This window comes from Streptomyces sp. MGP-BFMKR1, from assembly GCF_057766585.1.
In genome coordinates, this window is the sequence record NZ_CM173408.1 from 438,339 (window position 1) to 461,462 (window position 23,124).

A 23,124-nucleotide genomic window follows, 5' to 3' on the forward strand; every position below is an offset into this window, starting at 1 on the left:
TAAGTCGGCGGAGCTGGACCGGCGCGTGGGTCAGGCGGTGAGCGCCGCCGTGACCACGCGCTCGCACAACTCGTGCGTGCGCAGGGCGTCCTGCCCGTCGAGCAGCCGCCCTTCGCGCACGGCGTCCAGGAAGGCCAGCGTGATCTGCTCGATCCCCCGCTGCTGGGCCACCGGCACCCAGTCACCCCGCCGGCGCACGCTGGGCTGCCCCTTGTGGTCGATCACCTCCGCCAGGTTGAGCACCTGACGCTTGGCGCCCTGACCGGAGACCTCCAGGATCTCCTCGGTCGAGCCGCTCATCCGGTTCATCGTGCCGACGGCCGAGAAGCCGTCCCCGGAGAGCTGGAGCAGCACGTGGTGCATCAGCCCGTCGCGGATCTTCGCGCGGACGTCGACGTGCTCGATGGGTCCGGGGGCCAGGAACCGCAGGGTGTCGACGACGTGTACGAAGTCGTCGAACACCAGCGTGCGCGGGTCCTCGGCGAGGCCGACCCGGTTCTTCTGCATCAGGATCAGATCGCGCGGGTGGTCGGCGCACTGCGCGTACCCGGGCGCGTACCGCCGGTTGAAGCCCACCATCAGGCTCACCTCGCGCTCCGCCGCCAGCTCGACCACGCGCTGGCAGTCGGCCAGGTCGTAGGCGATCGGCTTGTCCACGTACGTGGGCACGCCGGCGTCGATGAGGCGCGTGACGATCTCGGCGTGCGCGGCGGTCGGCGCGTGCACGAACGCCGCGTCGAGTCCGGCGGCCAACAGGGAGTCGAGGTCCGCGTGGCGCTGCGACTCGGGGATGCGCAGCGCGTCCCCGACGCTGTGCAGGGTGGCCGGGGTACGCGTCGAGAGGTGCGGTTCGACGCCCGGTTGGGCGGCGATGACCGGCAGGTACGCCTTACGCGCGATGTCTCCCAGGCCAATGCAGCCGACCTTCACGGGTCCTCCTCGTTGGCGCGCCCGCCGCGCGCCTCGTAGCGCCCGTGTGCCGGGGCTACGTGCCGCGGCGACGGCGCGGTGCTCGTGCGGTTCTCTGTGCGGTGCTTGCTGTCTGCGGTTCTCGTGGTGCTTATGGTGCTTGTGGTGTCTGTGCTGTCCGTGCTCTGCGCGGGCAGCATACGTGTCGGCGCCGCGTCGCTGACCAGCGGCTTGGCTCGCCAACCAGATCACGGTCCAGGCGCGCGGACCACGTCCGGCCCGGCGAGGGCGACGGCGCACCCAGCCGCCCCGCGCGGCTTTGGCTGGGCACCGTGGCAGCCGGATAATGCGTGGCCCGCGGACATCATGGCGGACCATGATGTCCGCCATGACCCTGCCTGAGAACACCTCCACCGCCGCTCCAGTCACGCCAGTCACTCCAGCGAACCGCCGCGAACCCCCGTTGATCGCGGAGGAGCGGCGCATGCTCGAAGCGTGGCTCGACTACCACCGCGAGACGCTGGCCATGAAGTGCGAGGGCCTGACCGAGGCCCAGGTGCGCGAGGCGTCCACGCCGCCGTCGCCCCTCTCGCTGCTCGGCCTCGTGCGGCACATGACCGACGTCGAGCGCACGTGGTTCCGCTGCGTGCTGGGCGGGTCGGACGCGCCCCCGCTGTACTGGACCGACAAGAACTACGACGGCGACTTCGACCTGACCGAGGCCGACTTCGCGACCGACATCGCCACCTGGCGCGCCGAGATAGAGGTGGCCCGGGAGGTGGCCGCGGGTCGCACCCTCGATGACACCGGGGAGCGCCGGGAGGAGCTGTACAGCCTGCGCTGGATCTACGTCCACATGATCGAGGAGTACGCCCGGCACAACGGCCACGCGGACCTCATCCGCGAGCGCATCGACGGCGCCACCGGCGAATAGCGCCGGCCTGCCGCCTCCCTCTCGTCGCCCGTGCCCTATGCCCAGGGGTGCTGACCGGGCGGCGGCGCGGGCTCGCCCGATGTGCCCGTGGTGTCCGTCAGCCGCAGCGCCAGGCGCCCGATCGCCGCGCGCACCCCCTTGCCGTAGGAGTCGTCGCTCAGCGCCCCGGACGCCGCCTTGGCCAGGTCGAGCTGGGCGCGAGCCGCGTCCGGGCGGCCGAGCTTGACGTAGTCCGCCGCGAGGTTGAGGTGGAGTGACGGATACAGGCCGCGCACCGCCGCCACCGCCCGTCGCCGGTTGACCTCCGCGACCTCACCATCGCTCGGCTCCCCCGCCTCCCCGTTCTCCTCCCCCAGTGCACACGGCCGTTCCCGTAGCGGTGGCCTCGGGGGTCGCGCCGCGTGCTCCGTACCCTCCGCGACCGGCTCGACCGCCGCGCCGTCGTGCTCGGCCCGTGCGTCGTGCTCCCGCATCAGCCGGTCGGCGACGGCCAGGGCCCGCAGGTCCCAGGCCAGCTCGTCGGCCGGGTCGTCCTGGGTGTCGGCCAGGTAGTGCGCCAGCGTGCAGTGGTGCAGCGTGTCGTCCTCCACGCCCAGCTCCTGCCACAGCTCCCCGAGCCGGTTCCGCGCCTCCTCGCGGTCTCCGCCCCGGTGCAGCATGACCGCCTGTCCGATCCGGGTGAGCACGGCGTCCGGCGACGCCTCCTCCTGCCGCTTGGCCACCATGGCCCGCCTCCCATCAGTCCTTCCGGCGTCCCCCTGGTCGGCCCCGACGCTAGCCGCAGCCACCGGGAATACCGCTCAGGCGCCAGCGGGCGGACGGGGCCGGCCCGGATACGACCCGGGCGGCGTACGCCCCGGGCACGGCCCCGGACGTACGACGCGCGGCGGGCGGCGCGCGACGGCACGCGGCACGCGGCATGGGGCAGGCGGCAGGCGGCAGGCGATGAGGAGCCGGCGGCTCGACCCGCCGGGAGCGGGCCAGGCCGCCGCCCCGAACCGCCGAGCGGAACCCGGGCGCGGCGACCTGGCCGAGGTGGCGGCAGGCCGACGCGGAGTCAGCGCGCCCCGCCTAGCCCCTCCGCCTCGCCCGGACGGTCGCGCCCCCGGGTACGCCCGCCGGCGCGCCCGTCCGGCGTGACTAGGCGCCGAGGTCGGGTATCCGCCAGTCGATCGGCTCGTGACCCTGCGCCGCGACGGCGTCGTTGATCTGCGTGAACGGTCGGGAGCCGAGGAACTTCCGGGCCGACAGCGGCGACGGGTGGGCGCCCTGGACCACCGCGTGCCGCTCGGTGTCGATCAGCGGCAGCTTCTTCTTGGCGTAGTTCCCCCACAGCACGAACACGGCCGGGTCCGGCCGGGCGTCCACGGCCCGGATCACCGCGTCCGTGAAGGTCTCCCAGCCCTGGCCCTTGTGGGAGTTGGCCTCGCCGGAGCGCACCGTCAACACCGCGTTCAGCAGCAGCACGCCCTGCCGGGCCCAGGGCATCAGATAGCCGTTGTCCGGGATGGGGTGGCCCAACTCGGCCTGCATCTCCTTGTAGATGTTCCGCAGCGAGGGCGGGGTCTTCACGCCCGGCCGCACCGAGAAGCACAGCCCGTGTCCCTGGCCCTCGCCGTGGTACGGGTCCTGACCGAGTATCAACACCTTCACCTGGTCGTACGGTGTGGCGTCCAGCGCCGCGAAGACCTCCTCGCGCGGCGGGTACACCGGGCCCCGGGCCCGCTCCTCCTCGACGAACTCGGTGAGCCGCGCGAAGTACGGCTTGTGCAGTTCGTCGCCCAGAGCGTCCTGCCAGGACTCGGGCAGCATGTCGGTCACTTGGGTGTTCCTCCGGTCCGTTCGTGCTTGACGCATACGAACGTACCCCCGACCACTGACAACGGCCGCCGCACACCGCACGCCCCCGCGCCCGCCCCGGAGCCGTCGCGCCCCCGGCGGCCCCCACACCAAGTCGTCGGCGCAGGTGGGGCCGCCCCACGGCGCCACTCCCCGCCGCCCTGGGCACGCGGGTCGCGCGCCCAGGGCGCCGTGGGCGTCAGACGCCGGCGTTCAGGAACAGGCCGCCGTCCACGATCAGGTTCTGGCCGGTGATCCAGGCCGATTCCTCCGACAACAGGAAGGCGGCGGCGCCCCCGATGTCCCGGGGCACGCCGAGCCGGCCCAGCGGGTAGGCGGCAGCGGCCTCCTCCTCGCGGCCCTCGTACAGACTCGCGGCGAACTTCGTCTTGACGACCGCGGGGGCGATCGAGTTCACCCGCACCAGTGGGGCCATCTCGTGCGCGAGTTGCACCGTGAGGTTGATCATCGCGGCCTTGCTCATGCCGTAGGCGCCGATGAAGGGCGAGGGGGCGACGCCGGCGATGGAGGCGATGTTCACGATCGCGCCGCCGTTCTCCTTCTGCCACGCCCGGTAGGTGCGCTGGGCGAAGCCGAGGGCGGAGACCACGTTGGTCTCGAAGACCTTGCGCGCGACCCCGAGGTCGAGTTCGGCGATGGGGCCGAACACCGGGTTCGTACCGGCGTTGTTGACCAGGAAGTCGACGCGGCCGAACGTCTCCATCACGCGCTCCACGGCCACCGCCTGGTGGGCCTCGTCGTGCGCCTTGCCGGCGACGCCGATCACTCGGCCCGCGCCGTCGGGGGCCGCGGCGCTCAGCGCCTCCACGGCCGCCGTGAGCGCGTCCTCGCCCCGCCCGGTGACGCACACCCGGTGGCCTCGGGCCACCAGCGCCTCGGCCACGCCGTAGCCGATGCCTCGGCTGCCGCCCGTGATCAGGGCTACCTTGTCGCTGTCCGCTGTCGTCATGAGCTGTCCTCCCTCGCGTTCTCGTGCCACCTGAGCGTCAGTTGAGCGGGCCGCCGGCCACGTACAGGACCTGGCCCGAGACGAACCCGGCCTGCTCGCCGGTGAAGAAGGCGATGGCGTTGGCGATGTCGTCCGGCTCGCCCACTCGCTGCACCGGGATCTGCGAGGCCGCCGCGGCCTTGAAGTCCTCGAAGCCCATGCCCACGCGCTCGGCCGTCGCGGCGGTCATGTCGGTGGCGATGAAGCCGGGGGCGACGGCGTTGGCGGTGACGCCGAACTTGCCCAGCTCGATGGCGAGGGTCTTGGTGAAGCCCTGCAGGCCGGCCTTGACCGCCGCGTAGTTGGCCTGGCCACGGTTGCCGAGCGCGGAGCTGCTGGAGAGGTTGACGATGCGCCCGAACGCCGCGTCCACCATGTGCTTCTGGCACTCCCGCGACATCAGGAACGCTCCCCGCAGGTGAACGCCCATGACCGTGTCCCAGTCGGACTCGCTCATCTTGAACAACAGGTTGTCCCGGAGCACGCCCGCGTTGTTCACCAGGATCACCGGAGCGCCGAGTTCCGTGGCCACCCGCGCGACCGCGGTCCGCACCTGCTCGGCGTCGGCGACGTCACAGCTCACGGCGAGCGCCGTGCCGCCGGCCGCCGTGATGGCGTCGACGGTGCCCTGACAGGCCGCCTCGTCCAGGTCGAGCACGGCGACGGCGCGGCCCTCGGCGGCCAGCCGCACGGCCGTGGCCGCGCCGATGCCGCGAGCCGCGCCGGTCACGATGGCAACGCGCTGTTCGGTGGTGGACATGCGGGTTCTCCTCGCCTTCGGAAGCGTCGCCCGTGTCCGGCGCCGGCACCCCGACCCAAGGACTGAGCAACCGCTTAGTAGCTTCAGCAGACGAGACGCTAGAAGCCAGGCCACCACCTGTCAACGGGACCCTCGATCAACGCACCAGCAGGTCGAGCAGCCGCTCGACCTCCGCCTCCGCGTCCGTGGTCAGCCCGGTGTGCACGGGTCCCGGCTGCACGACCGTGCTGCGCGGGGCCACCAGCCACCGGAACCGGCGCCCGGCCGCGTCGCCCGCCGCCTGACCGGCCTCGGGGCCGCCGTGGCAGACCCCCTCGACGGCGTTGAGCGCGGCCCGCACGCCCGCCACGTCCGCCGTGGGGTCGAGCGCCCGCAGCCGGCCCTCGTCGAGATGGGTCCGCGCGGCGACCAGCGACCGCGCGTGGCAGTACAGGACCACCCCCGCGTTGATCAGCTCGCCGCGCTCCATCCTGGGCACCACGCGCAGCACGGCGTACTCGAAGACATCACGTCCGTTGTGCAGACCGCTCACTTCGCCGCCTTCCCCTCGGCCCAGACCCGGAGCCACGCGGGCGCCTGGGTGGGGCGCTGCGTCGTGGGCGGACCGAGCTTGATCCGCTCGTGGATGGTCGCCACCCGGTCGAGCAGTCGCTCCACGTACGCGGCGCGCAGTCGATCGGGCCCGTCCGGACCCTCGAAGCCCGGCTCGTCGACCAGCCACTCGTCGGGTACGTCCGCGGCGACCTCGGTCAGCAGCTCCCGGGTGACCTTGGGGGCGAGCGTCTTGGCCGCCGCCGCGATGTCCGGGTCGAACGGTGCGAGCACATGGTCGGACGCGTCGTACGGCCTGGTCGCGGCCTGGGCGGCGGTAGGCCAGTTGTGATGCCAGATCATGGTCGCGCCGTGGTCGATGAGCCACAGCTCGCCGTGCCAGACCAGCAGGTTGGGGTTGCGCCAGGAGCGGTCGACGTTGTTGATCAGCGCGTCGAACCACACCACGCGCCCGGCGTCCAGCGGATCGACCGCGAAGGCGAGCGGGTCGAAGCCGATCGAGCCGGGCAGGTAGTCCATGCCCAGGTTCAGCCCACCACTGGCCTTGAGGAGTTCCTGCACCTCCTCGTCCGGCTCGGCCAGCCCGATGACCGGATCGAGCTGCATCCGCACCAGATCCGGCACCCGCAGCCCGAGCCGCCTGCCGAGTTGGCCGCAGATGACCTCGGCGATCAACGTCTTGCGCCCCTGTCCGGCACCGGTGAACTTCATGACGTACGTGCCGAGATCGTCAGCCTCGACGATCCCCGGGAGCGACCCGCCCTCACGCAAAGGCGTGACATAGCGAGTCGCTACGACCTCTTCCAGCACTTTCCCAGGCCACCCATCTCTTCAGCCTTACAATCCACGGACGACTTCTCCAGGGCGTAGAGGCAGGAATCACCGGTCAACGGCGCTGGGGAGAATCCGGGGAGCTTCCACCGGCGGTCCGGCCTCCCCGCTCCCCCAGCAGACCGTCGACAGTGGCGCGCCCCCTACTGCCGGCCTCCGGCATGAAGTGAGCATCGTAACCGAGGGTGACCGTGGACGAGGAGCACCCGAGCCACCACGCCAAGGTCACGACAGGCTCTCCGGCTTCGAGCATGAGCGAGGCTTAGGTACGCCCAAGCAAGTGGAAACCTCCCTTCGGGGCCGCCGCCCACTGCCGGGCTTTCGCCCCCACCGCAGCGGACGCGCATATGACATGCCTCACACGCCATGAGGGCGGGGTCATCGCAGAGGCTCACGGGGCCACAGTGTTCGGAGTCGAGGAAACGAGGTGGGGCCGTGGTGGCACGTCGTACGGTGGTCAAGGCGGCGGGCGGCGGCGCGCTCGCCAGTGGTCTCGCGGTGTCCGCCGCGGGCGCCTCCGGGACCGCCACCCGGGGTGACGTGCTGCTGGTGGTGGAGAAGAGCAGCCACGCGGTCAGCTTCTACGACGTCACGTCGGGCCGGCGCCTGGGCTCCGTCCAACTGCCCGACTACCCCCATGAGATGGTCGTCGACTCGCGGCGGCGCTACGCCTACGTCGGGCACTACGGCGTTCGCATGGCCTCCACCATCGGCGAGGGTGGCGCCGCCGTCTTCGTGGTCGACCTCCACGAGCGGACCCTGTCCCGGACCATCGACATCCGCCCCTACAACCGCGTCCACGGCATGGGCATCGACGACCGGGACCGGTTGTACGCGCTCAGCGAGGAGAAGGCGGTGCTGCTCGGTTTCGACGACCCGGCCACCGACCGGGCGCCCACCCGGGCAGTGCCGACACACGGGGTGAAGACCCACCTCTTCTCCCTCACCCGCGACGGCGAAAGGGCCTATGTCACCGGCCTGCTGTCGCACACGGTGAGCCTGGTCAGACCGTACGACGCTGCGGTACCCCCGGTCCTCGTGACCCCGGGACAGCTACCGGAGAGCAGTTGCCTGAGCACGGACGAGAAGACGCTGTTCGTCGGCGCCCGCAGGAGTTCCACCCTGGTCGCCGTCGACGCCCGCACCATGCGGGTGCGGCGCAGCCGGAAGGTGGGCGGCGACCCGCTGCGGGTCTACACCCTCGACGAGGACCGGCTGCTCGTGACGGACATCGTCGGCAACACCCTCACGGTGTGCGCCACCGCGGACCTGCGGCCCCTGCGCACCCTGCGGCTCGACGGAATCCCGGCCGCCGTCTCGCTCCACCCCGACGAGGCGGTGGCGTACGTGTCCCTGCTCGACCGCGACCGGATCGCCGTCGTCGACCTCGACCGCCTGGCCGTCACCGGCGGCTTCGCCACCCGGTCGGAGCCGGACGTCTCGGTACTTCTGCCCGCCGCCCGGGCTTACTGAGGCTGTGGGCGCGTGTCGTGAGGGTGAGGCCGGTTGCGGCGCGGTGCGCGGGGCTGAGTTCGGAGTGGTACTGAATCTCGCGGGGTGCGGTCGTACGCGGTCGCGCGCGGTGACCGTCCGTGCGACGGCGAGCCCGGGGCTGGCGGCGGACCATCGAGGTGGGGCGCCGCCGCTCTGAGCCGCGCCGCACCGGGCCGTCGCCCGGACGGAAGCTGGTCTTCCGATCACTGGCCGGCGTACGCACGTGCGACAGGGGCACCCGTGTCCGGTGACCTCAGTTGATTTCCTGTTCGCCGTCTTCGGGGCGGGCACGCTGGCAGCGGCCGCGCTGCCGCGCCTGGTGGCCGGGCGTCCGCTCTCGATGCCGCTGATCTTCCTGCTCCTGGGCATCGGCCTCTACCTGCTGCCGACGCCCCTCCCGGACGTGGACCCGGTGGCGGACCGCACGTGGGTGGAGCACCTCACCGAGGTCTGCGTCATCGTCTCCCTGATGGGTGCCGGGCTCGCCCTCAACCGCCCCATGGGCCGCCGCCGATGGCGTACCACCTGGCGGCTGCTGGGCGTCACCATGCCGCTGACCATCGCGGCGGTGGCCGTGCTCGCCTGGTGGCTGCTGGACTGGCCTCCGGCCGCCGCGCTGCTGATCGCGGCCGTCCTCGCGCCCACCGACCCGGTGCTCGCCTCCGAGGTGCGCGTCGGCGCCCCCACCGAGTCCGAGCACGACGAGGACGAGGTGCGCTTCGCGCTGACGAGCGAGGCCGGGCTCAACGACGGTCTCGCCTTCCCCGTGGTGATGGCGGCCATCGGCCTGGTCGCCGCCTCGGGCACGGGTATGTCCGGCGGCTGGATCGGGCACTGGCTGCTGGTGGACGCCGGGTACCGGTGCGTGGTCGGCGTGCTCGCCGGGATCGCCGTGGGCAAGCTGCTCGGCTGGACCTTCTTCCGCGCCGGCTGGCAGGCGATGCGGCTGTCCGAGCACCAGGAGGGCTTCGTCGCCCTGAGCGCCACGTTCCTCGCCTACGGCCTCACCGAACTCGTCCACGGCTACGGCTTCCTCGCCGTGTTCGTCACCGCCTGCCAGATCCGCGCCGCCGAGCGCGCCCACGGGTACCACGCCGTGCTGCACGATTTCGTCGAACAGATCGAGCGGCTGCTGACCGTCGTCCTGCTCTTCCTGCTCGGCGCGTACGTCGCGCAGGGCGCCCTGGCCTCCCTGACGTGGCGCGGGGCGGCCGTCGGCCTGCTCCTCCTGCTCGTGGTACGCCCGCTCACCGGCTGGGCGGCCCAGCTCGGCACGGTCGCGGGACCGCGCGAGCGCGTGGTCACCGCGTTCTTCGGCATCCGTGGCGTCGGCTCGCTGTTCTACCTCGCGTACGCGCTCGGAGAGGAGGACTTCCATGTTCCGGCCGAGGAGCTGTGGGCGGTGGTGATCTTCACGGTGCTCTGCTCCGTCGTCCTGCACGGGGTGACCGCCTCTCCCGTCATCTCCCGCCTCGACCGGCTGCGGCTGCTCCGGGCCCGGCGCGCCGAGCGGGAGCCGAGCGACCACCAGTTGGCGAAGGAGCGGCCGTGAGCCCCCGGAGACCGGCCTGACCGGCCAGCACGCGTGCCCGTACACCACCGGCTACTGGGCGTTCCCTGCCCGGCACCGGGATCCGCTGGCGGGCGACCAGCGCGTCGCCCAGCCCCCGCGTCAACTCGACCGGCTCGACGACCTCGTGGGGGCACGCGCGCGGGAGCGCGGACGGGACGACACGCCGCCGTGAACCCGCGCCGTTGGGCCGCTGGGATGACCTTGCCCGGCCTCGGCGCCAGTTCGGGCAGGAATGAGCGCATACATGCCGGGGCACTCGGCGAGAGCACTGATGTGCGATCACCGAGAGTGAGAAGGAGTTGCGCATGCTTGGAATGCCAGCGAGGGCGGCTGAACCCGTCGACGATGCTTTCTCCCCGTCCGAGGTCGCCCACGCCGCTGACATCGTCCTCGAACGCGCCCTCGACGTGCGACTCCGTCAGTCCCACACCGTTGATCCCCTCTTCGCCCAGGACCTGGCCGCCCGGCTGGCCGCCCTGATCGAGCACGGCGGCAAGCGGTTGCGTACGGCGTTCGCTCACTGTGGGTGGCAGGCAGCGGGCGGCTCGGGTGATCCCACGGCGGTGCTGCACACGGGGGCCGCCCTCGAACTGCTCCAGGCATGTGCCCTGGTGCACGACGACGTGATGGACGAGTCCTCGCACCGCAGAGGTGCCCCGTCCATGCATGTCGAACTCGCCCGCCAGCACTGGGCCGCGGGCATGCACGGCTCCGCGCGGTCGTTCGGGACGTCCGCCGCCGTACTCGCCGGAGACCTGGCGCTGGCCTGGGCGGACGACGTGCTGACGGAGACGGCGTTGAGCACGCCGCACGGCGCGCGGCTGCACGCGGAGTGGCGGGCGATGCGCACGGAGATGGTCGCCGGACAGTACCGCGATCTGTACGCCCAGGCCGCGCGTTCCTCCGGCGTCGACGAGGCGCTGGAGATCGCCGTCCTCAAGAGTGCCCAGTACACCGTCGCCCGGCCCCTCGCTCTCGGCGCGACGCTGGCCGGAGCCGATGACGACGTGCTGGACGCGCTGCGGACGGCCGGCCGGTGCGCCGGCCTGGCCTTCCAACTCCGTGACGACCTCGTCGGAGCCTTCGGCGTGCCGGCGCGGACCGGCAAGCCCGCCGACGACGACCTGCGGTCGCGCAAACTCACCTATCTGCTGGCCGTCGCGCTCCGACTCGCCGACGCCGCGGGGGACGGCGACGCCGCCGCGGCGCTGGCGCCGGACGCGGATTCGGGGTCCGCCCACGCGGTGGAGCGGATGCGGGCGGCGCTGCGGCGCACCGGCGCTCGGGACCTGGTGGAGGCGAAGATCGAGGAGCTGGCGGGCCTGAGCCTTCGGCACTTCGAGCGCACCGGCGCGCCCCCGGCCGCGCGGTGCGAGTTCGAGGCACTGGTGCGACGCGCCACGGGCCTGGACCCGCGCCACGCCGAGGAGGTCGCGTGAAGCGGGTGCCCGGGCCCACCGACCACGTCGTCGTGGTGGGTGCCGGCCTGTCGGGGCTCGCCTGCGCGCTGCACCTGCTGGGCGCTGGCCGCCGGGTCACCCTCGTCGAACGGGACACCGGCCCGGGCGGCCGGGCGGGCCGTGCGCGGCTGGGTGGGTACCAGGTGGACACCGGTCCCACGGTGCTGACCATGCCGCACCTGGCCGACGAGGCGTTCGCCGCCGTCGGTGACAGCCTCCACCGACACGTGGAGCTGACGGCCCTGCACCCGGCCTACCGGGCGTGTTTCGCGGACGGGTCCTCGCTCGACGTGCACACCGATGGCGCGGCCATGGAGGCGGAGGTCAGGCGCTTCGCCGGGCCCGCTGAGGCGGCGGGCTACCGCGACCTGCGGCAGTGGCTGGAGAAGTTGTACCGGGCGCAGATGCGCCGGTTCATCGACACGAACTTCGACTCCCCCTTCCAACTGCTGCACCCGGACCTGGCTCGGCTGGCGGCGCTCGGCGGCTTCGGGCGGCTGGATGGCCGGATCGGTCGTTTCCTGTCCGACGAGCGCCTGCGCCGCGTCTTCTCCTTCCAGGCGCTGTACGCCGGCGTGGCGCCGGCCCGGGCCCTCGCGGCCTACGCGGTGATCGCGTACATGGACACCGTGGCCGGCGTCTGGTTCCCCAAGGGCGGCATGCACGCGCTCCCCCGCGCCATGGCCGAGGCGGCGGCGCGGGCCGGCGCCGACCTGCGCTGGTCGGCCGAGGTGAGCGCGCTGGAGCGGTCGGCGGGCCGGGTACGCGCCGTCCGCCTGGCTTCCGGTGAGCGCATCCCGTGCGACGCGGTGGTGCTGACGTGTGACCTGCCCGCCGCGTACGAGCTGCTGGGGCGCGCGCCCCGGCGCCCGGTGCGACTACGTCACTCGCCCTCGGCCGTCATCCTGCACGCGGGCACCGACCGCACCTGGCCCCACCTCGCCCACCACACGATCTCCTTCGGCTCCGCGTGGAAGCGCACATTCCGCGAGCTGACCCGCACGGGCGAGCTGATGAGCGACCCGTCCCTGCTGATCACCCGCCCCACCACGCACGACCCCGCGTTGGCACCGCCGGGGCGCCATCTCCACTACGTCCTCGCTCCCTGCCCGAACACCACCGTCGGCCCCTCGGCCGCCTCCTGGCAGGACCTCGGCCCGCGCTACCGCGACCAGTTGGTCGGCGAACTGGAGCTCCGGGGCCTGGACGGGTTCGCGGCCAGCGTCGAGGAGGAGCTCCTGGTCACGCCGCTCGACTGGACCGAGCAGGGCCACGCTGCCGGCAGCCCCTTCTCGGTCGCGCACACGTTCGCCCAGACCGGACCGTTCCGCCCGCGCAACCTCGTACGAGAGGTGGAGAACGTGGTGCTGGCGGGCTGCGGGACCACACCGGGTGTCGGCGTACCGACGGTGTTCGTCAGCGGGAAGCTCGCCGCCGCGCGCGTCACCGGAGGCGTCGCTCCCCGGCCCGTCCGAGCGCGTCCGCCCGCGGTAGCGGCCGACGGACCCCGCGTCCCGACCCCGGCAGGCGCCGATGACCCGGCGTGAACTGGACGCGGCCGGCATCACCGATCCCGCGTTGCGCGCCGCCTACACCCGGTGCCGGCAGCTCAACGCCCGCCACGGCAGGACCTACTTCCTGGCCACCCGACTGCTGCCTCCCGAACGCCGGTCCGCCGTCCACGCCCTCTACGGCTTCGCCCGCTGGGCGGACGACATCGTCGACGACCTCGACCAGCGCCGGACGCCCGTGCAGCGCGACCGGGAACTGCGCCGCCTGGAGAGCGACCTCGCCAGCTCCCTGCGTACCGGCGTCAGCGCCCAGCCGGTGGTGTGGGCCGTCGCCGACACCGCCGAGCGGTACGGCATCGGGCACCTGCTCTTCGCCGACTTCCTGTCCTCGATGCGTGCCGACCTGTCCGTGACGGACTATCCGACCTACGCCGACCTACGGGGTTACATGCGCGGTTCGGCGGAGGTGATCGGTCTGCAGATGCTGCCGGTTCTGGGCACGGTCGCGCCCCTGGAGGAGGCGGCCCCGCACGCCGCGGCGCTCGGTGTGGCGTTCCAGCTCACCAACTTCCTGCGGGACGTGGGCGAGGACCTCGACCGGGGCCGCGTCTATCTGCCCGGCGACCTGCTCGCCGCCCACGGCGTGGACAGGCCGCTGCTGGAGTGGTGCCGGCGTACCGGACGCACCGACGCGCGGGTCCGCGCTGCCCTGGTCGCCATGGAGGCCGTGACGCGGGAGGTCTACCGGACGGCGGTGCCGGGGCTCGCCCTGCTCGACCCACGCGTGCGTCCCTGCATCCACGCCGCGTTCACCCTCTACAGCGAGATCCTGGACACCATCGCCGAACAGGACTACACCGTGTTGCGGCGTCGCGCGGTGGTCCCCCGTCGGCGTCGCGCGGCCATCGCCGCGGTCGGTGCGCTGCGAGTGGCCGGGGCCCGGTGGCGCGCTCGCGCCCCGCGCCACCGGGCGGCGACGGGCACTTCGGTGGTCGAGCGGAAGGGGTCGCTGCGGTGAGCGGGCGAGGGGACGGCAAGCGCTGGTCGATCCCGTTGCGGTGGCGAGGGGCTGGCGTGGGTTGGGCGGCGCAGACGCCGACCTGGCGCCAGGCGCGGCCGGCGCTCATCGCCGACGCCCTCAAGCGGGCACAGGCCCGCCCGTCCGGCAACTGGTTCGTCGTCGGCGCCTCTCGGGAGGTGCGCGCGGGTGGTCGCCCGTACGGCAGGACGGTCGGGGGTGTGGAGGTCGTGCTGTGGCGCTCGGACAGCGGCGTGCCGCACGCCGGCTCGGGCGTCTGCCCGCACCTCGGCGCCCCGTTGCGCGACAGCCGGGTGGTGTGCGGGCGGTTGGTGTGCCACTGGCACGGCCTCACCCTGGACGGTTCCCCGTTCGCCGGCTGGCAGCCGTTTCCCGTGTACGACGACGGCGTGCTCATCTGGGTACGGCTGGACGAGGTGGGCGGCGAGGAGCCCACCGAGCGGCCTTCGGTGCCCCCGCGACCAGCGTCGGGCGCGGGGGTGGACGCGGTGTTCACGGCGGTGGGGCGGTGCGAACCGGAAGACGTGGTGGCCAACCGTCTCGACCCGTGGCACGGCTCGTGGTTCCACCCGTACTCGTTCGTCGACCTGTCGGTGGTGCGGGAGCCGTCCGGTGAGGGGGACGACGCCTTCGTCGTCGACGTCTCCTTCCGGGTCGCCGGGCGCCTGGTGGTCCCGGTGCGGGCCGAGTTCACCGCGCCCGGCCCGCGCACGGTCCTCATGCGCATCACCGAGGGCGAGGGGGCCACGTCCGTGGTGGAGACGCACGCGACTCCGCTCACCGCACCGGACCACGCACACCCGCGCACCGCGGTGGTGGAGGCGGTCGTCGCCGCCTCCGACCGGCCGGGCTTCGCCCTCGCCCGGGCCGCCGCTCCCGTGCTGCGCCCGCTGATGCGGCGTACGGCCGGGCGGCTGTGGCGCGACGACCTGGCTTACGCCGAACGCCGCTGGACGCTGCGCGGCACCGGTCGCTTCCCCGGGTGAGCGGGCGGTTGCGGCCTTCCCCTGGCGGGCGCGGGACGACGGTCAGGGGGAGGGTTGGGGTGCCACGGCCGCCCCGAGCGCCCGCAGTACGCGGGAGCGGCCCGACCGCGGGACGGTCCACAGCGTCTGCCCCCGGACACCCCAGCCGGCGAGCAGGGCGTTGGCCGCCAGGAAGCCGGTGGTGGCGGCTCGTTCCATGAGGGCGACCGGCAGATCGCAGCGGATCGCGTCGCCGGCCAGGGTCAGCCAGGTGTGGGGGGTGCGGACGGTGGGGCGCCGTCGGTGGGAGCCGACCGCGAAGAGCGGGCAGTCGGAGCGCCACTCGTGCCGGGCACCGACGACGCGTGCCCCACGGGTTTCCGGATACACCTGGTGCAGTTGGTCGACGAGCAGGCCCTGTACCCGCTGAGGGTCCGACGCGGGATCGACGGCGTAACCGTGCAGTTCCACCACCGACCCCCCGGTGCGTGCCGCCCAGCGGGCGGCTTCGCCCTCGTACCGTTCCAGGACGCTGACGTTGTCCAGGCCGCCGTAGCCGCTGGTGCCGAGGAACCCGGGGCGGTCGGCGCGGACCGGTCGGTCGAGCCACAGCCGGGAGACGAGGAACGGCGGAGCGGTACGCAGGGCGGCGACGTCCTCGCGCCAGGCGGGGGTACCCAGGCCGTCCGACGCGGCGACGGTCTGCCGTAGCCCTCCGGTGTCGAGGGCGAGCACCACGGCCTGGTGGACGCTGGTACCAGCGGCGGTACGCACTTCCGCGCCACCGCCGTCGCGGGGGCGCACTTCGTGGACGGCGGTGCCGGTCCGCACGGCGGCCCCCAGGCGGTGCAGGTAGTCGCCGATCGGGTCCCAGAGGGCCTGCGGGAACGGCTCGGTCGGCACGTCGAAGAGGAGGCCCTCGGCCGACCCGAGGAAGTAGATGTGGAACATCAGGAGCAGTTCGGCCGCGGACAGTTCGCGGGGGTCGGCGAAGAAGCTGCGCGAGAACACCTCGAACGCCAGGTGGTGCGCGGCTTCCGGGAAGCGCACGCCGCGCAGGAAGTCGGTGGCGGAGGTCTCGTCGAACCGCTCGTACACCTCGGGCACCCGCACGTCGAGGAGGGGCAGAGCAGCCCGCGCGTCCATGGCGACCAGGTCCCGCCAGCCGAAGGTGGGACTCAACGCGACGAACCCGAGCGCGCTGAACGGCGGCGTCCTCGGTACGCGGGCGAAGCTGTCGGTCAGGCCGGCGCTGTGCCGCAGGGGGTAGTCGGGCAGCGGGGTCAGCCGCGCGAGGGCGGGGTCGGTACGGCGGAGCAGGCCGCGAAGGTTGTAGTACTGACGGAAGAAGGCGTGGAACCCGCGGGTCATGGTCACCCGCGACCCGTCCGACAGCCTGGTGGGCCAGCCGGAAAGCCGGCCGCCGAGTGCGCTGTCCTTCTCGTACAAGGTCACGCGGGTGCCGCGTTCGGCCAGCAGCGTGGCCGCCGCGAGACCGGCGATGCCACCGCCGACCACCGCGACGGACGGCTCGTCCCCGCGAGCGAAACGATCCCTCCCGGGCGGGGACGCCAGGATCTCGGCCTTGCGGTCGCGGCCTCGTCGGGCGGCACTGGTGTGGCGGGCCGTCACTGGGCGCCCTCCCCGGTGGTGGTCGGACGTCCCATGGTCGATCCACTGCCGGGGGCGCGGCCGTCCTCGGCGTGGGCGGCGTGGTCGACAGCGCGGACCAGGTCGTGGCGGTGCGGCGGGTTCATCGGTGGTGGTCTCCGGTTCTCGCGTCGGGTGCGGGGCGACGGGGTACGAAGGGCAGTTCGGTCGCCGTGCGGAGCATCGCCCGGACGGGGGTGCGCAGTCCGATGCTCCACTCCTCACGCAGCGAGGTGGCGCCGTCGAGGAAGCGCAACAGGCGCTCCGTCGGGACCTGGCGGAACAGGTCGGTGAAGAAGGCCGGGCCGTTGACCCGCCCGGTGTCCAGGGCGCGCAGCAGCATCGCGTCCATGGCCAGCGCCCGCCGCCCGTGCGGGGCGGGGAGGGTTTCCCGCCCGTCTCGCAGCGCGGCGGCGATGGCCCGGCTCTGCCGCTGCACCGCGGCGAAGGTGTAGCCGGTGGCTGGCCGGGTGGCGCCGCCCGCCGTTCCGATGCGGGCGACGGCGGTCCCGGCCCGGCGCGGGAAGCGGGCGTCGGTCATGGGAATGACCCCCTGCTCCGCCCGTTCCACGGTGAACGCGCCAAGCCCGAGGACGTCGCGGCAGTAGTGGCCGAGTGCCGACTCGTACGCCTCGGTGGTCAGCGCGTCGCGGGAGAACTCGGTGTACTCCACGAGCGCCCGGTCGGGCGCCAGCGGCAGGACGTAGCCGAAGGCCAGACCGCGCGCCGGCTGGGGGACCCGGAAGTCCATCAGATCGGCGACCGCGGGGTCGAACTGGTGGGTGGCGGTGCGCACGAACCAGCCGCGGAAGTGTTGCAGCAGGTGCGTGCGGGCCGGGGGCAGCGCACGCAGCGGCCGTGAGTCGAACACCCGGCGGGCGCGCAGCGTCAGGCACCGGCCGTCCGGCAACGTGCACCGGACCTCGGCGCCGCCGGGAACGCCGCGCACCGACTCCGCCGTCGCGCGCAGCACACGCCCGCCGCCCGAGCGGGCCAGCCGGCCGTGGACCAACCGTTCGAGGTCGGTGGAGCGCACCATGCGGTAGGTGAGCGGCGCCGGTTCGACGGTGACCGGGCAGCCGTCGACGCCGTGCACCCGCAGCACGGACCAGGACGCGCTCACGGCCTCGCCCAGGCCGTCGTCGCCCGCGTGCCAGTAGCACCAGGTACGCTCCGCCGGGCGCGGCGGACCGTGCGGCGGCTCGATGACCGTCACGGGGGCGATGCCGGTCAGGTGGTGCGCGAGGCTGAGACCGGCAGCGCCTCCCCCGATGATGACGACGTCGGACGCCTCGGTGGCGGGGGGCGTCACCGGACTCGCCGTGGCGCCGGGTGGGTGGCCACCATCAGACCCGCCACGCGCTCTCCATCGGCGACGTCCGCCGCGCCACGGACCACGGCCCACCCGTAGCGCGTCATCTCCGCCTCCCGAGGTCGGCGGGCACCTCGCGCGCGGCGCGCGCCCCCGAGGCCAGGGCACCCTGCACCGAACCGGTCGCCCGGTAGTCGCCGCACACGTACCTGCCTGGGCCGAGGCGAGTGGTGCGGCTCAGCGGCCAGGGCGGAAGCATCGCCGGCAGGGCCCCCTCGACGGTGTAGGTGGCGACCCGCCGCCAGCCGCCCGTGTCGGTGTCGTACAGCTCGGCCAGCCGCCGGAGCACCGCCTCCGCTCTGCCCGGGTGGTCCGTTCCCAGCACGGAGGTGGAGACCAGTGCGGTGCCGGGGGGCGCGTAGCCGGGAGCGACCGCGCTGAGGACGCAGGTGTTCAGGATCGCCCCGGAGCTGTCCACCATCAGGGTTCGCCCGGCCGCCCGAACGGCGTCGGTGGCGTGGTAGTAGGTGGTGACGGTGCGGGTGTCCGGCACGGTCAGGGTCGGCACCAGGCGGGCGGCTGTCGCCGGGTCCACCGCCACCACGACGGCCCTCGCCGGCACCTCGCTTCCGTCACCGAGCAGCACTCCGGCGTCGGTGAGCCGCACGACGGGTGTGTCACGGCGCAGAACACCATCAGGCAGGCCGTCGGCGAGCTGGCCGGGAACAGCGCCGATGCCACCCGCCGGCAGACACAGGGTCCCTCGGGCCATACTCCGCCAGACCAGGTGGAAGAAGCGTGCGGAGGTCTCCAGCCGGTCCTCCAGGAACACCCCCGCCAGGAACGGCCGCAGGACGTCGGCGACCACGGCGTCCGACAGCCCCGCCCGCGAGAGGGCCGTCGAGGTGGGCCGGTCCCGGCCCCGCCTGATGGCGGACACGGGCAGGACCGCGTCCCGCGCACTGAGGACGGCGAGCGCGGCCAGGTCGCGCGCGGAGAGGAACCGTCCGGGCAGCAGGGCACCCGCCGCGCGGGGCTCCCTGGTCGGATCGACGAGGCGAACCGGCCCCTTCGGGGTGTGCGCGACAACTCCCGCGGTGAAGGGGCACAGTTGGAGGCTCCGGAGGTTCACCCGCTGCTTCACCTGCGGGTACGAGGTGTTGAACACCTGAAAGCCGCGATCCAGCAAGAACCCTTCCCGCCGGTCCGTCCGCATCCGGCCCCCCACGCCGTCGGACGCCTCCAGCAGGGTCACCCGCCATCCGGCGCGGCAGGCGTCCAGCGCACACGCCAGGCCAGCCAGGCCCGCCCCGACGACGACCACGTCCGCCACCCGGCGATCCTCGGTGGTCATGCTCCTCCTCAGTCAACGCCGCACGCGGCACCCGGAAGGCCGGGCCGGCCACTCGGCCACGCGTTGGCCAGTACCCTGATCAGGCCGATACAGGCCCGTCACGGCGTGTGGGCGGGACCGTCGCCGAGCGACGCGGCCACGACCGCCAGGCCAGCGGACCACGCTCGCCGGCCGACACTCAGGCGCCACGACCAAGCACGGTCGTACGACAACACCTCACGAGGACACCGGCGGCTCCACGTGGTGGCCTGTGAACACGCCAACCCGCCTCGGTCGGGCGGACCGGCCCCCCTCGACCGACGTCACGGTCAACGCTCGCCCCTCAGCCGCGCCCGCGCTCCGGCCGGACTACCGGGCCCGTGGTTTCCCGTGCCTCCCGGTCATCGGCCCTGCCGGTATGTGGCCACCGCACGAGGTCGTCGTGGCCGGGCCAGCGGCGGCCGATCCACTCTCGCGGCGACTCCTTCATGCCCATGCTCGACCACGTACCGAACGACTCGTGTGGCGACGAGTTCCCCATCGCCGGCTCGACACGGACACGCGTGACCTCGCGGTCTTGCGGGATCACTCCCCAGTGGCATCGTCGCGCCACAGCGCGTCGTCGGCTCCGTGAGGGGGTACCGGCACCCGCATGACCCTGTCGGTGGAAGTGCTTCCCGAGTCGACCCTGCGCGATGCGATCGGCCTGCTCGTCAGACTGATCGAGTCCGCGGGCGCGCTGATCATCTTCATCGGCGCCGTGTGGGCGTTCGTGCAGTTCGTACGCGCGGGCATGCGCGGGCGCGGCAAGGTGGCAGGGTTCAACCGGATCAGGCTGAGCCTGGGGCGGTTCCTGGTGCTGGGCCTGGAATTCCAGCTCGCCGGGGACGTGCTGCGCACGGCCGTCGCGCCGAGCTTCGCCGAGATCGGGCAGTTGGCGGCCATCGCGGCCATCCGGACCGCGCTGAACTACTTCCTCGGCCGGGAGATCGCCCAGGAACGAGCCGAGATCGAACGGAGCGAGACGACGCCCCCGCCTGGTGCCAAGGGCCTGCCGACGTGAACGCGTGGCTGCAGGCGGGGGCTGTGCTGATCACCGGGCTGGGCCTCGTCGCCGCGACAGCGGCCTGGCACCTGACGCGCGCCGTGCGAGGGGGGCTGGCCGTGCTGCTGGACTTCCTGACCGCCGCCGGCCTGCTCCGGCTCGCCAGCGAGCCGTCGTGGGACAGCATCATCCTGGCAGCCGCCGTGATCGCGCTGCGCAAGCTCCTCGGCGCCTCCCTCCGCCTGTCGAGCGCGCACCGGACCACCCACGGTGGGGCTCGGCCGCTCAGCCCTGGTCGATGACGACCTTCATGTCGCTGTCGTGGTCGGCGAACGCCTCGGCGGAGTTCGAATGGCCCGACGGGAACCCGGACGCCCCACGGTAGGCGTGGAACGACGTGCTCGGCTTGTGCGCCGGCTGGCGTGACCGCCCCGGCTGCCGGGCCGACCTGCCCGAGCCCTCGGTCGCCACGACACCGCTTCAGCCCTGACCTGCTCCCCCGCCGGCGTCGCAGTGGGGGCAAGCACGGGCCCGTGAGCACGAGCAGTTCCCGACTCGTCGTGCGGTTGTGCGGGACGAAGGCGGAGCTGAGGACCTGTACGGGGCCGGGCAACCGCGCCGCGGGCTGAGGATCTGCCGCGAGGTGCCCTCGCCCGGCGCCTGGGGGCACGCTGGGTCCGGCGTCATCACCCGAGACGGCACCCTCCGGCGGGACCGGTCACAGTGCGGGCTGGTGCTGCCTCGTAGGCTGTGGCCATGACTGCGAACCAGACGCCCCGCGACGCCTTCGAGCTGCTCATGGCCGGTAACCAGCGCTTCGTCTCCGGCACCCCCGAGCACCCGAACCAGGACGCTGCCCGCCGCACCCAGACGGCGCCGTCCCAGCAGCCTTTCGCCGTGCTGTTCGGGTGCTCCGACTCCCGGCTGGCCGCCGAGATCATCTTCGACCGTGGCCTGGGCGACCTGTTCGTCGTCCGCACCGCCGGGCACGTGGCCGGCACGGAGGTTCTCGGCTCCATCGAGTTCGGCGTGAGCGTCCTCAAGGCGCCCCTGGTCGTCGTCCTCGGCCATGACTCGTGCGGTGCCGTCGCCGCGGCCTGCTCCGCCCTGCAGGACGGCCAGACGCCGGGCGGCTTCGTCCGGGACGTCGTCGAACGGGTGACCCCGAGCGTGCTGGCAGCCCGCGCCGCCGGACGCGAGACGGCCGAGGAGATCCTGGCCGAGCACATCGAGCACACCGTGGACCTGCTGCTCGAACGCTCCCGCGTCCTGGCCGATGCGGTGGCCGACGGCCGCCTGGCGGTGGTGGGCCTGTCCTACCGCCTGGCCGACGGCAGCGCACAACTCGTCGCCGCCCGAGGTCTCGACGCGGTGGTCCCCGCCGCGTCCTGACCGTCCCGACCGCGCCGCTCACCGAGGGGAGCGAGGTTGGGCCCCGCCGGCCCGGCCCTTACGCTGACCGCACGGTGGGCGGACGCGGCCCCCACCGCGCCGGCTCGGAGCACGCCCGTGTACGACGGGGAGGGGCTGCCTCCCCGCGCGCGGGGATGATCCCTCATGACCACCGGCCGGCGGGCCGAGAACCGGCTGCTCCCCGCTCGCGGTCGACGAGGGCGGCGGCCTCGGCCCGACCGGCGGTTCAGCTCGCCACCGTGGCCGGTGCGCGGCCGAACGCCCGGGTCAGGTAGGCCAGGTCGACGGGTGCGGGGTCCGGTAGCCCGCCGGTGGCGGCGAGCAGGTTGGTCCTGTCGTACGTGCGGTGGTGTGTGCTGTAGACCAGCGGGTTCGCGGCGAAGTTGGCGGCGAGGCTCTCCGACGCCGTCGGATCGTCCAGCGTCGGCGTCATGCTCACCCGCAGGCCCGGGAAGCGGGCCTCGATGGCCGCGGTGACGGTCGCGAACGACACGTTACGGGGGTGCGTCACGTGCAGCGTGCGCACGCCCGTGGCCGGTCGGGCCCGGGAGGCGGCCAGCACCATGGCGTGGGCGGCGTAGTCGGCCTGGAGCAGGTTGAGGCTACCGCTCGGGTCCCCCTGCACGCGGTACCGCACCGTCGCGGCCGGCAGTTCGGGCTCGCCGCGTGGACCGTGCGACGGCCCGGGCAGTACGCCGGCCTTGTCCGTTCGGCTGCCCACGATCTGCTCCACGAGGCGTAGCAGGAGATCGGTCGGCTGGTTGGGCAGTTCGCGGGGGACGGGCCGGTCGGTGACGAGCAGGCTGGGCCGGAAGACCGTCACATCGCGTCGCCCCTCGCGCGCCCAGGCGTGGAGCATGCGTTCGGCGGTGTACTTCGACTCCTCGTAGGGGATGTGGAAGCCGTCGGCGTCACGCAGGTCGTCCTCCATGACGTGGCCCGTGCCGCGCCGCCCGGCGACGTAGGCGGTGCTGACGTGCAGCAGGCGCGCGTCGGGGGCCTCCTCGGCCAGTTCCAGCAGGCGGCGGGTGCCGACGACGTTGGCATGGTGCAGCGGTGCCGGGTCGCCTTCGAGTGAGAGCAGGGCCGCGCAGTGCCACAGCGCGGTGAGTCCGTCGGTGACACGGGCCCGCTCCTCACGGTCCAGGCCCAGATCCGGCCGCAGCAGGTCGCCGCTGACGTAGCGGACGGTGGCGAGGGCGTCGGGAGCCAGCGGCGGAGTGTCCAACCACGTCACCGCGGCCTCGACGCGGGTGCGCAGGTCCCGCGGCGTGCCACGCCCCAGGACGGTGACGTTGTCCTGGCCGCGAGCCAGCAGTTCGCGCAGGAGGCGGCAGCCGAGAAATCCGGTCGCACCGGTGAGCAGCACGGACAACGGGGTCTCCTTGGGGAGCGGGACGGCGGGAAGAGCCCGGACGCTACGCGGTCGCGGCTCGCCGCGGAGGGCGGCGCAGGGGATGGCCGCGCACAATCACCCGCACGAGCGGCGGGCCGT

At 73.3% G+C, this 23,124-nt stretch carries 23 protein-coding genes; 10 read left to right on the forward strand and 13 right to left on the reverse strand.

Going from position 1 to position 23,124, the window contains the following annotated elements; genetic code table 11:
- Positions 1-30 precede the first annotated feature (30 nt).
- Positions 31-930, reverse strand: a complete 900-nt coding sequence (locus AC3CHW_RS01570) for a Gfo/Idh/MocA family protein (RefSeq protein ID WP_488469272.1) — start codon at positions 928-930, stop codon at positions 31-33.
- Between the two features lie 367 nt (positions 931-1,297).
- Here AC3CHW_RS01570 and AC3CHW_RS01575 point away from each other — a divergent pair, with 367 nt between their 5' ends.
- Positions 1,298-1,843: a DinB family protein gene (locus AC3CHW_RS01575; RefSeq protein WP_488469273.1), complete on the forward strand. Its 546-nt coding sequence runs from the start codon at positions 1,298-1,300 to the stop codon at positions 1,841-1,843.
- Between the two features lie 35 nt (positions 1,844-1,878).
- Here the strand turns inward: AC3CHW_RS01575 and AC3CHW_RS01580 are convergent, their stop codons facing one another.
- The 6 genes from AC3CHW_RS01580 to AC3CHW_RS01605 all read right to left on the reverse strand — a co-directional run bounded on the left by AC3CHW_RS01580 (position 1,879) and on the right by AC3CHW_RS01605 (position 6,813).
- Entirely contained in the window at positions 1,879-2,568 is a 690-nt protein-coding gene (locus tag AC3CHW_RS01580) for a hypothetical protein (RefSeq protein ID WP_488469274.1), read from the reverse strand.
- A gap of 415 nt (positions 2,569-2,983) precedes the next feature.
- Positions 2,984-3,700 carry a uracil-DNA glycosylase gene (ung, locus tag AC3CHW_RS01585; protein ID WP_398610641.1) on the reverse strand — a complete coding sequence of 239 codons (717 nt, stop codon included), beginning with the start codon at positions 3,698-3,700 and terminating at the stop codon, positions 2,984-2,986.
- A gap of 181 nt (positions 3,701-3,881) precedes the next feature.
- Positions 3,882-4,652 (reverse strand): SDR family oxidoreductase, encoded by a 771-nt coding sequence (locus tag AC3CHW_RS01590; protein WP_176165504.1) that lies wholly within the window; start codon positions 4,650-4,652, stop codon positions 3,882-3,884.
- A 37-nt stretch (positions 4,653-4,689) separates the two neighbouring features.
- Positions 4,690-5,451 (reverse strand): 3-oxoacyl-ACP reductase FabG, encoded by a 762-nt coding sequence (fabG, locus tag AC3CHW_RS01595; RefSeq protein ID WP_398610642.1) that lies wholly within the window; start codon positions 5,449-5,451, stop codon positions 4,690-4,692.
- 136 nt (positions 5,452-5,587) lie between these two features.
- Positions 5,588-5,983, reverse strand: coding sequence for a DUF3037 domain-containing protein (locus AC3CHW_RS01600; RefSeq protein ID WP_176165502.1), 396 nt, complete (start codon positions 5,981-5,983; stop codon positions 5,588-5,590).
- Positions 5,980-6,813 (reverse strand): HipA family kinase, encoded by an 834-nt coding sequence (locus AC3CHW_RS01605; protein ID WP_488469275.1) that lies wholly within the window; start codon positions 6,811-6,813, stop codon positions 5,980-5,982. The genes AC3CHW_RS01600 and AC3CHW_RS01605 overlap by 4 nt, the downstream gene beginning before the upstream one ends.
- Positions 6,814-7,272: 459 nt before the next feature.
- Between AC3CHW_RS01605 and AC3CHW_RS01610 the strand changes: the two genes are divergently transcribed.
- The 6 genes from AC3CHW_RS01610 to AC3CHW_RS01635 all read left to right on the forward strand — a co-directional run bounded on the left by AC3CHW_RS01610 (position 7,273) and on the right by AC3CHW_RS01635 (position 14,897).
- Positions 7,273-8,307, forward strand: coding sequence for a YncE family protein (locus AC3CHW_RS01610; protein WP_488469276.1), 1,035 nt, complete (start codon positions 7,273-7,275; stop codon positions 8,305-8,307).
- Positions 8,308-8,575: 268 nt separating this feature from the next.
- On the forward strand, positions 8,576-9,880 hold the full coding sequence (locus AC3CHW_RS01615; protein ID WP_488469277.1) for a cation:proton antiporter: 1,305 nt from the start codon (positions 8,576-8,578) through the stop codon (positions 9,878-9,880).
- A gap of 326 nt (positions 9,881-10,206) precedes the next feature.
- A complete protein-coding gene (locus AC3CHW_RS01620; protein WP_488469278.1) occupies positions 10,207-11,340 on the forward strand; it encodes a polyprenyl synthetase family protein in 1,134 nt (377 codons plus the stop codon).
- A complete protein-coding gene (locus AC3CHW_RS01625; RefSeq protein ID WP_488469279.1) occupies positions 11,337-12,908 on the forward strand; it encodes a phytoene desaturase in 1,572 nt (523 codons plus the stop codon). Before AC3CHW_RS01620 ends, AC3CHW_RS01625 begins: the two co-directional genes overlap by 4 nt.
- Positions 12,895-13,890 (forward strand): phytoene/squalene synthase family protein, encoded by a 996-nt coding sequence (locus AC3CHW_RS01630; protein WP_488469280.1) that lies wholly within the window; start codon positions 12,895-12,897, stop codon positions 13,888-13,890. The genes AC3CHW_RS01625 and AC3CHW_RS01630 overlap by 14 nt, the downstream gene beginning before the upstream one ends.
- Entirely contained in the window at positions 13,887-14,897 is a 1,011-nt protein-coding gene (locus AC3CHW_RS01635; RefSeq protein ID WP_488469281.1) for a DUF5914 domain-containing protein, read from the forward strand. The genes AC3CHW_RS01630 and AC3CHW_RS01635 overlap by 4 nt, the downstream gene beginning before the upstream one ends.
- 42 nt (positions 14,898-14,939) lie before the next feature.
- Here AC3CHW_RS01635 and AC3CHW_RS01640 read toward each other — a convergent pair whose 3' ends face one another.
- From AC3CHW_RS01640 to AC3CHW_RS01655, 4 genes are all read right to left on the reverse strand, one after another.
- Entirely contained in the window at positions 14,940-16,508 is a 1,569-nt protein-coding gene (locus AC3CHW_RS01640) for an FAD-dependent oxidoreductase (protein WP_488469282.1), read from the reverse strand.
- Complete coding sequence (locus AC3CHW_RS01645; protein ID WP_261905853.1) at positions 16,505-16,633, reverse strand: hypothetical protein; 129 nt, start codon at positions 16,631-16,633, stop codon at positions 16,505-16,507. Before AC3CHW_RS01645 ends, AC3CHW_RS01640 begins: the two co-directional genes overlap by 4 nt.
- Positions 16,630-17,838, reverse strand: coding sequence for a lycopene cyclase family protein (locus tag AC3CHW_RS01650; RefSeq protein WP_488469283.1), 1,209 nt, complete (start codon positions 17,836-17,838; stop codon positions 16,630-16,632). Before AC3CHW_RS01650 ends, AC3CHW_RS01645 begins: the two co-directional genes overlap by 4 nt.
- Positions 17,839-17,941: 103 nt before the next feature.
- The gene (locus tag AC3CHW_RS01655; protein WP_488469284.1) at positions 17,942-19,192 is read right to left on the reverse strand and encodes an NAD(P)/FAD-dependent oxidoreductase; all 1,251 of its coding nucleotides are present in this window, start codon (positions 19,190-19,192) and stop codon (positions 17,942-17,944) included.
- 631 nt (positions 19,193-19,823) lie between these two features.
- Here AC3CHW_RS01655 and AC3CHW_RS01660 point away from each other — a divergent pair.
- Positions 19,824-20,234, forward strand: coding sequence for a DUF1622 domain-containing protein (locus tag AC3CHW_RS01660; protein WP_488469285.1), 411 nt, complete (start codon positions 19,824-19,826; stop codon positions 20,232-20,234).
- Positions 20,231-20,518: a hypothetical protein gene (locus tag AC3CHW_RS01665; protein ID WP_488469286.1), complete on the forward strand. Its 288-nt coding sequence runs from the start codon at positions 20,231-20,233 to the stop codon at positions 20,516-20,518. The genes AC3CHW_RS01660 and AC3CHW_RS01665 overlap by 4 nt, the downstream gene beginning before the upstream one ends.
- Here the strand turns inward: AC3CHW_RS01665 and AC3CHW_RS01670 are convergent.
- On the reverse strand, positions 20,502-20,687 hold the full coding sequence (locus AC3CHW_RS01670) for a hypothetical protein (RefSeq protein ID WP_488469287.1): 186 nt from the start codon (positions 20,685-20,687) through the stop codon (positions 20,502-20,504). The two genes, AC3CHW_RS01665 and AC3CHW_RS01670, sit on opposite strands and share 17 nt — an antisense overlap.
- Before the next feature lie 285 nt (positions 20,688-20,972).
- Between AC3CHW_RS01670 and AC3CHW_RS01675 the strand changes: the two genes are divergently transcribed.
- The gene (locus AC3CHW_RS01675) at positions 20,973-21,608 is read left to right on the forward strand and encodes a carbonic anhydrase (RefSeq protein WP_187064139.1); all 636 of its coding nucleotides are present in this window, start codon (positions 20,973-20,975) and stop codon (positions 21,606-21,608) included.
- 247 nt (positions 21,609-21,855) lie between these two features.
- Here AC3CHW_RS01675 and AC3CHW_RS01680 read toward each other — a convergent pair whose 3' ends face one another.
- Complete coding sequence (locus AC3CHW_RS01680) at positions 21,856-22,998, reverse strand: SDR family oxidoreductase (protein WP_488470936.1); 1,143 nt, start codon at positions 22,996-22,998, stop codon at positions 21,856-21,858.
- Positions 22,999-23,124: the final 126 nt, after the last annotated feature.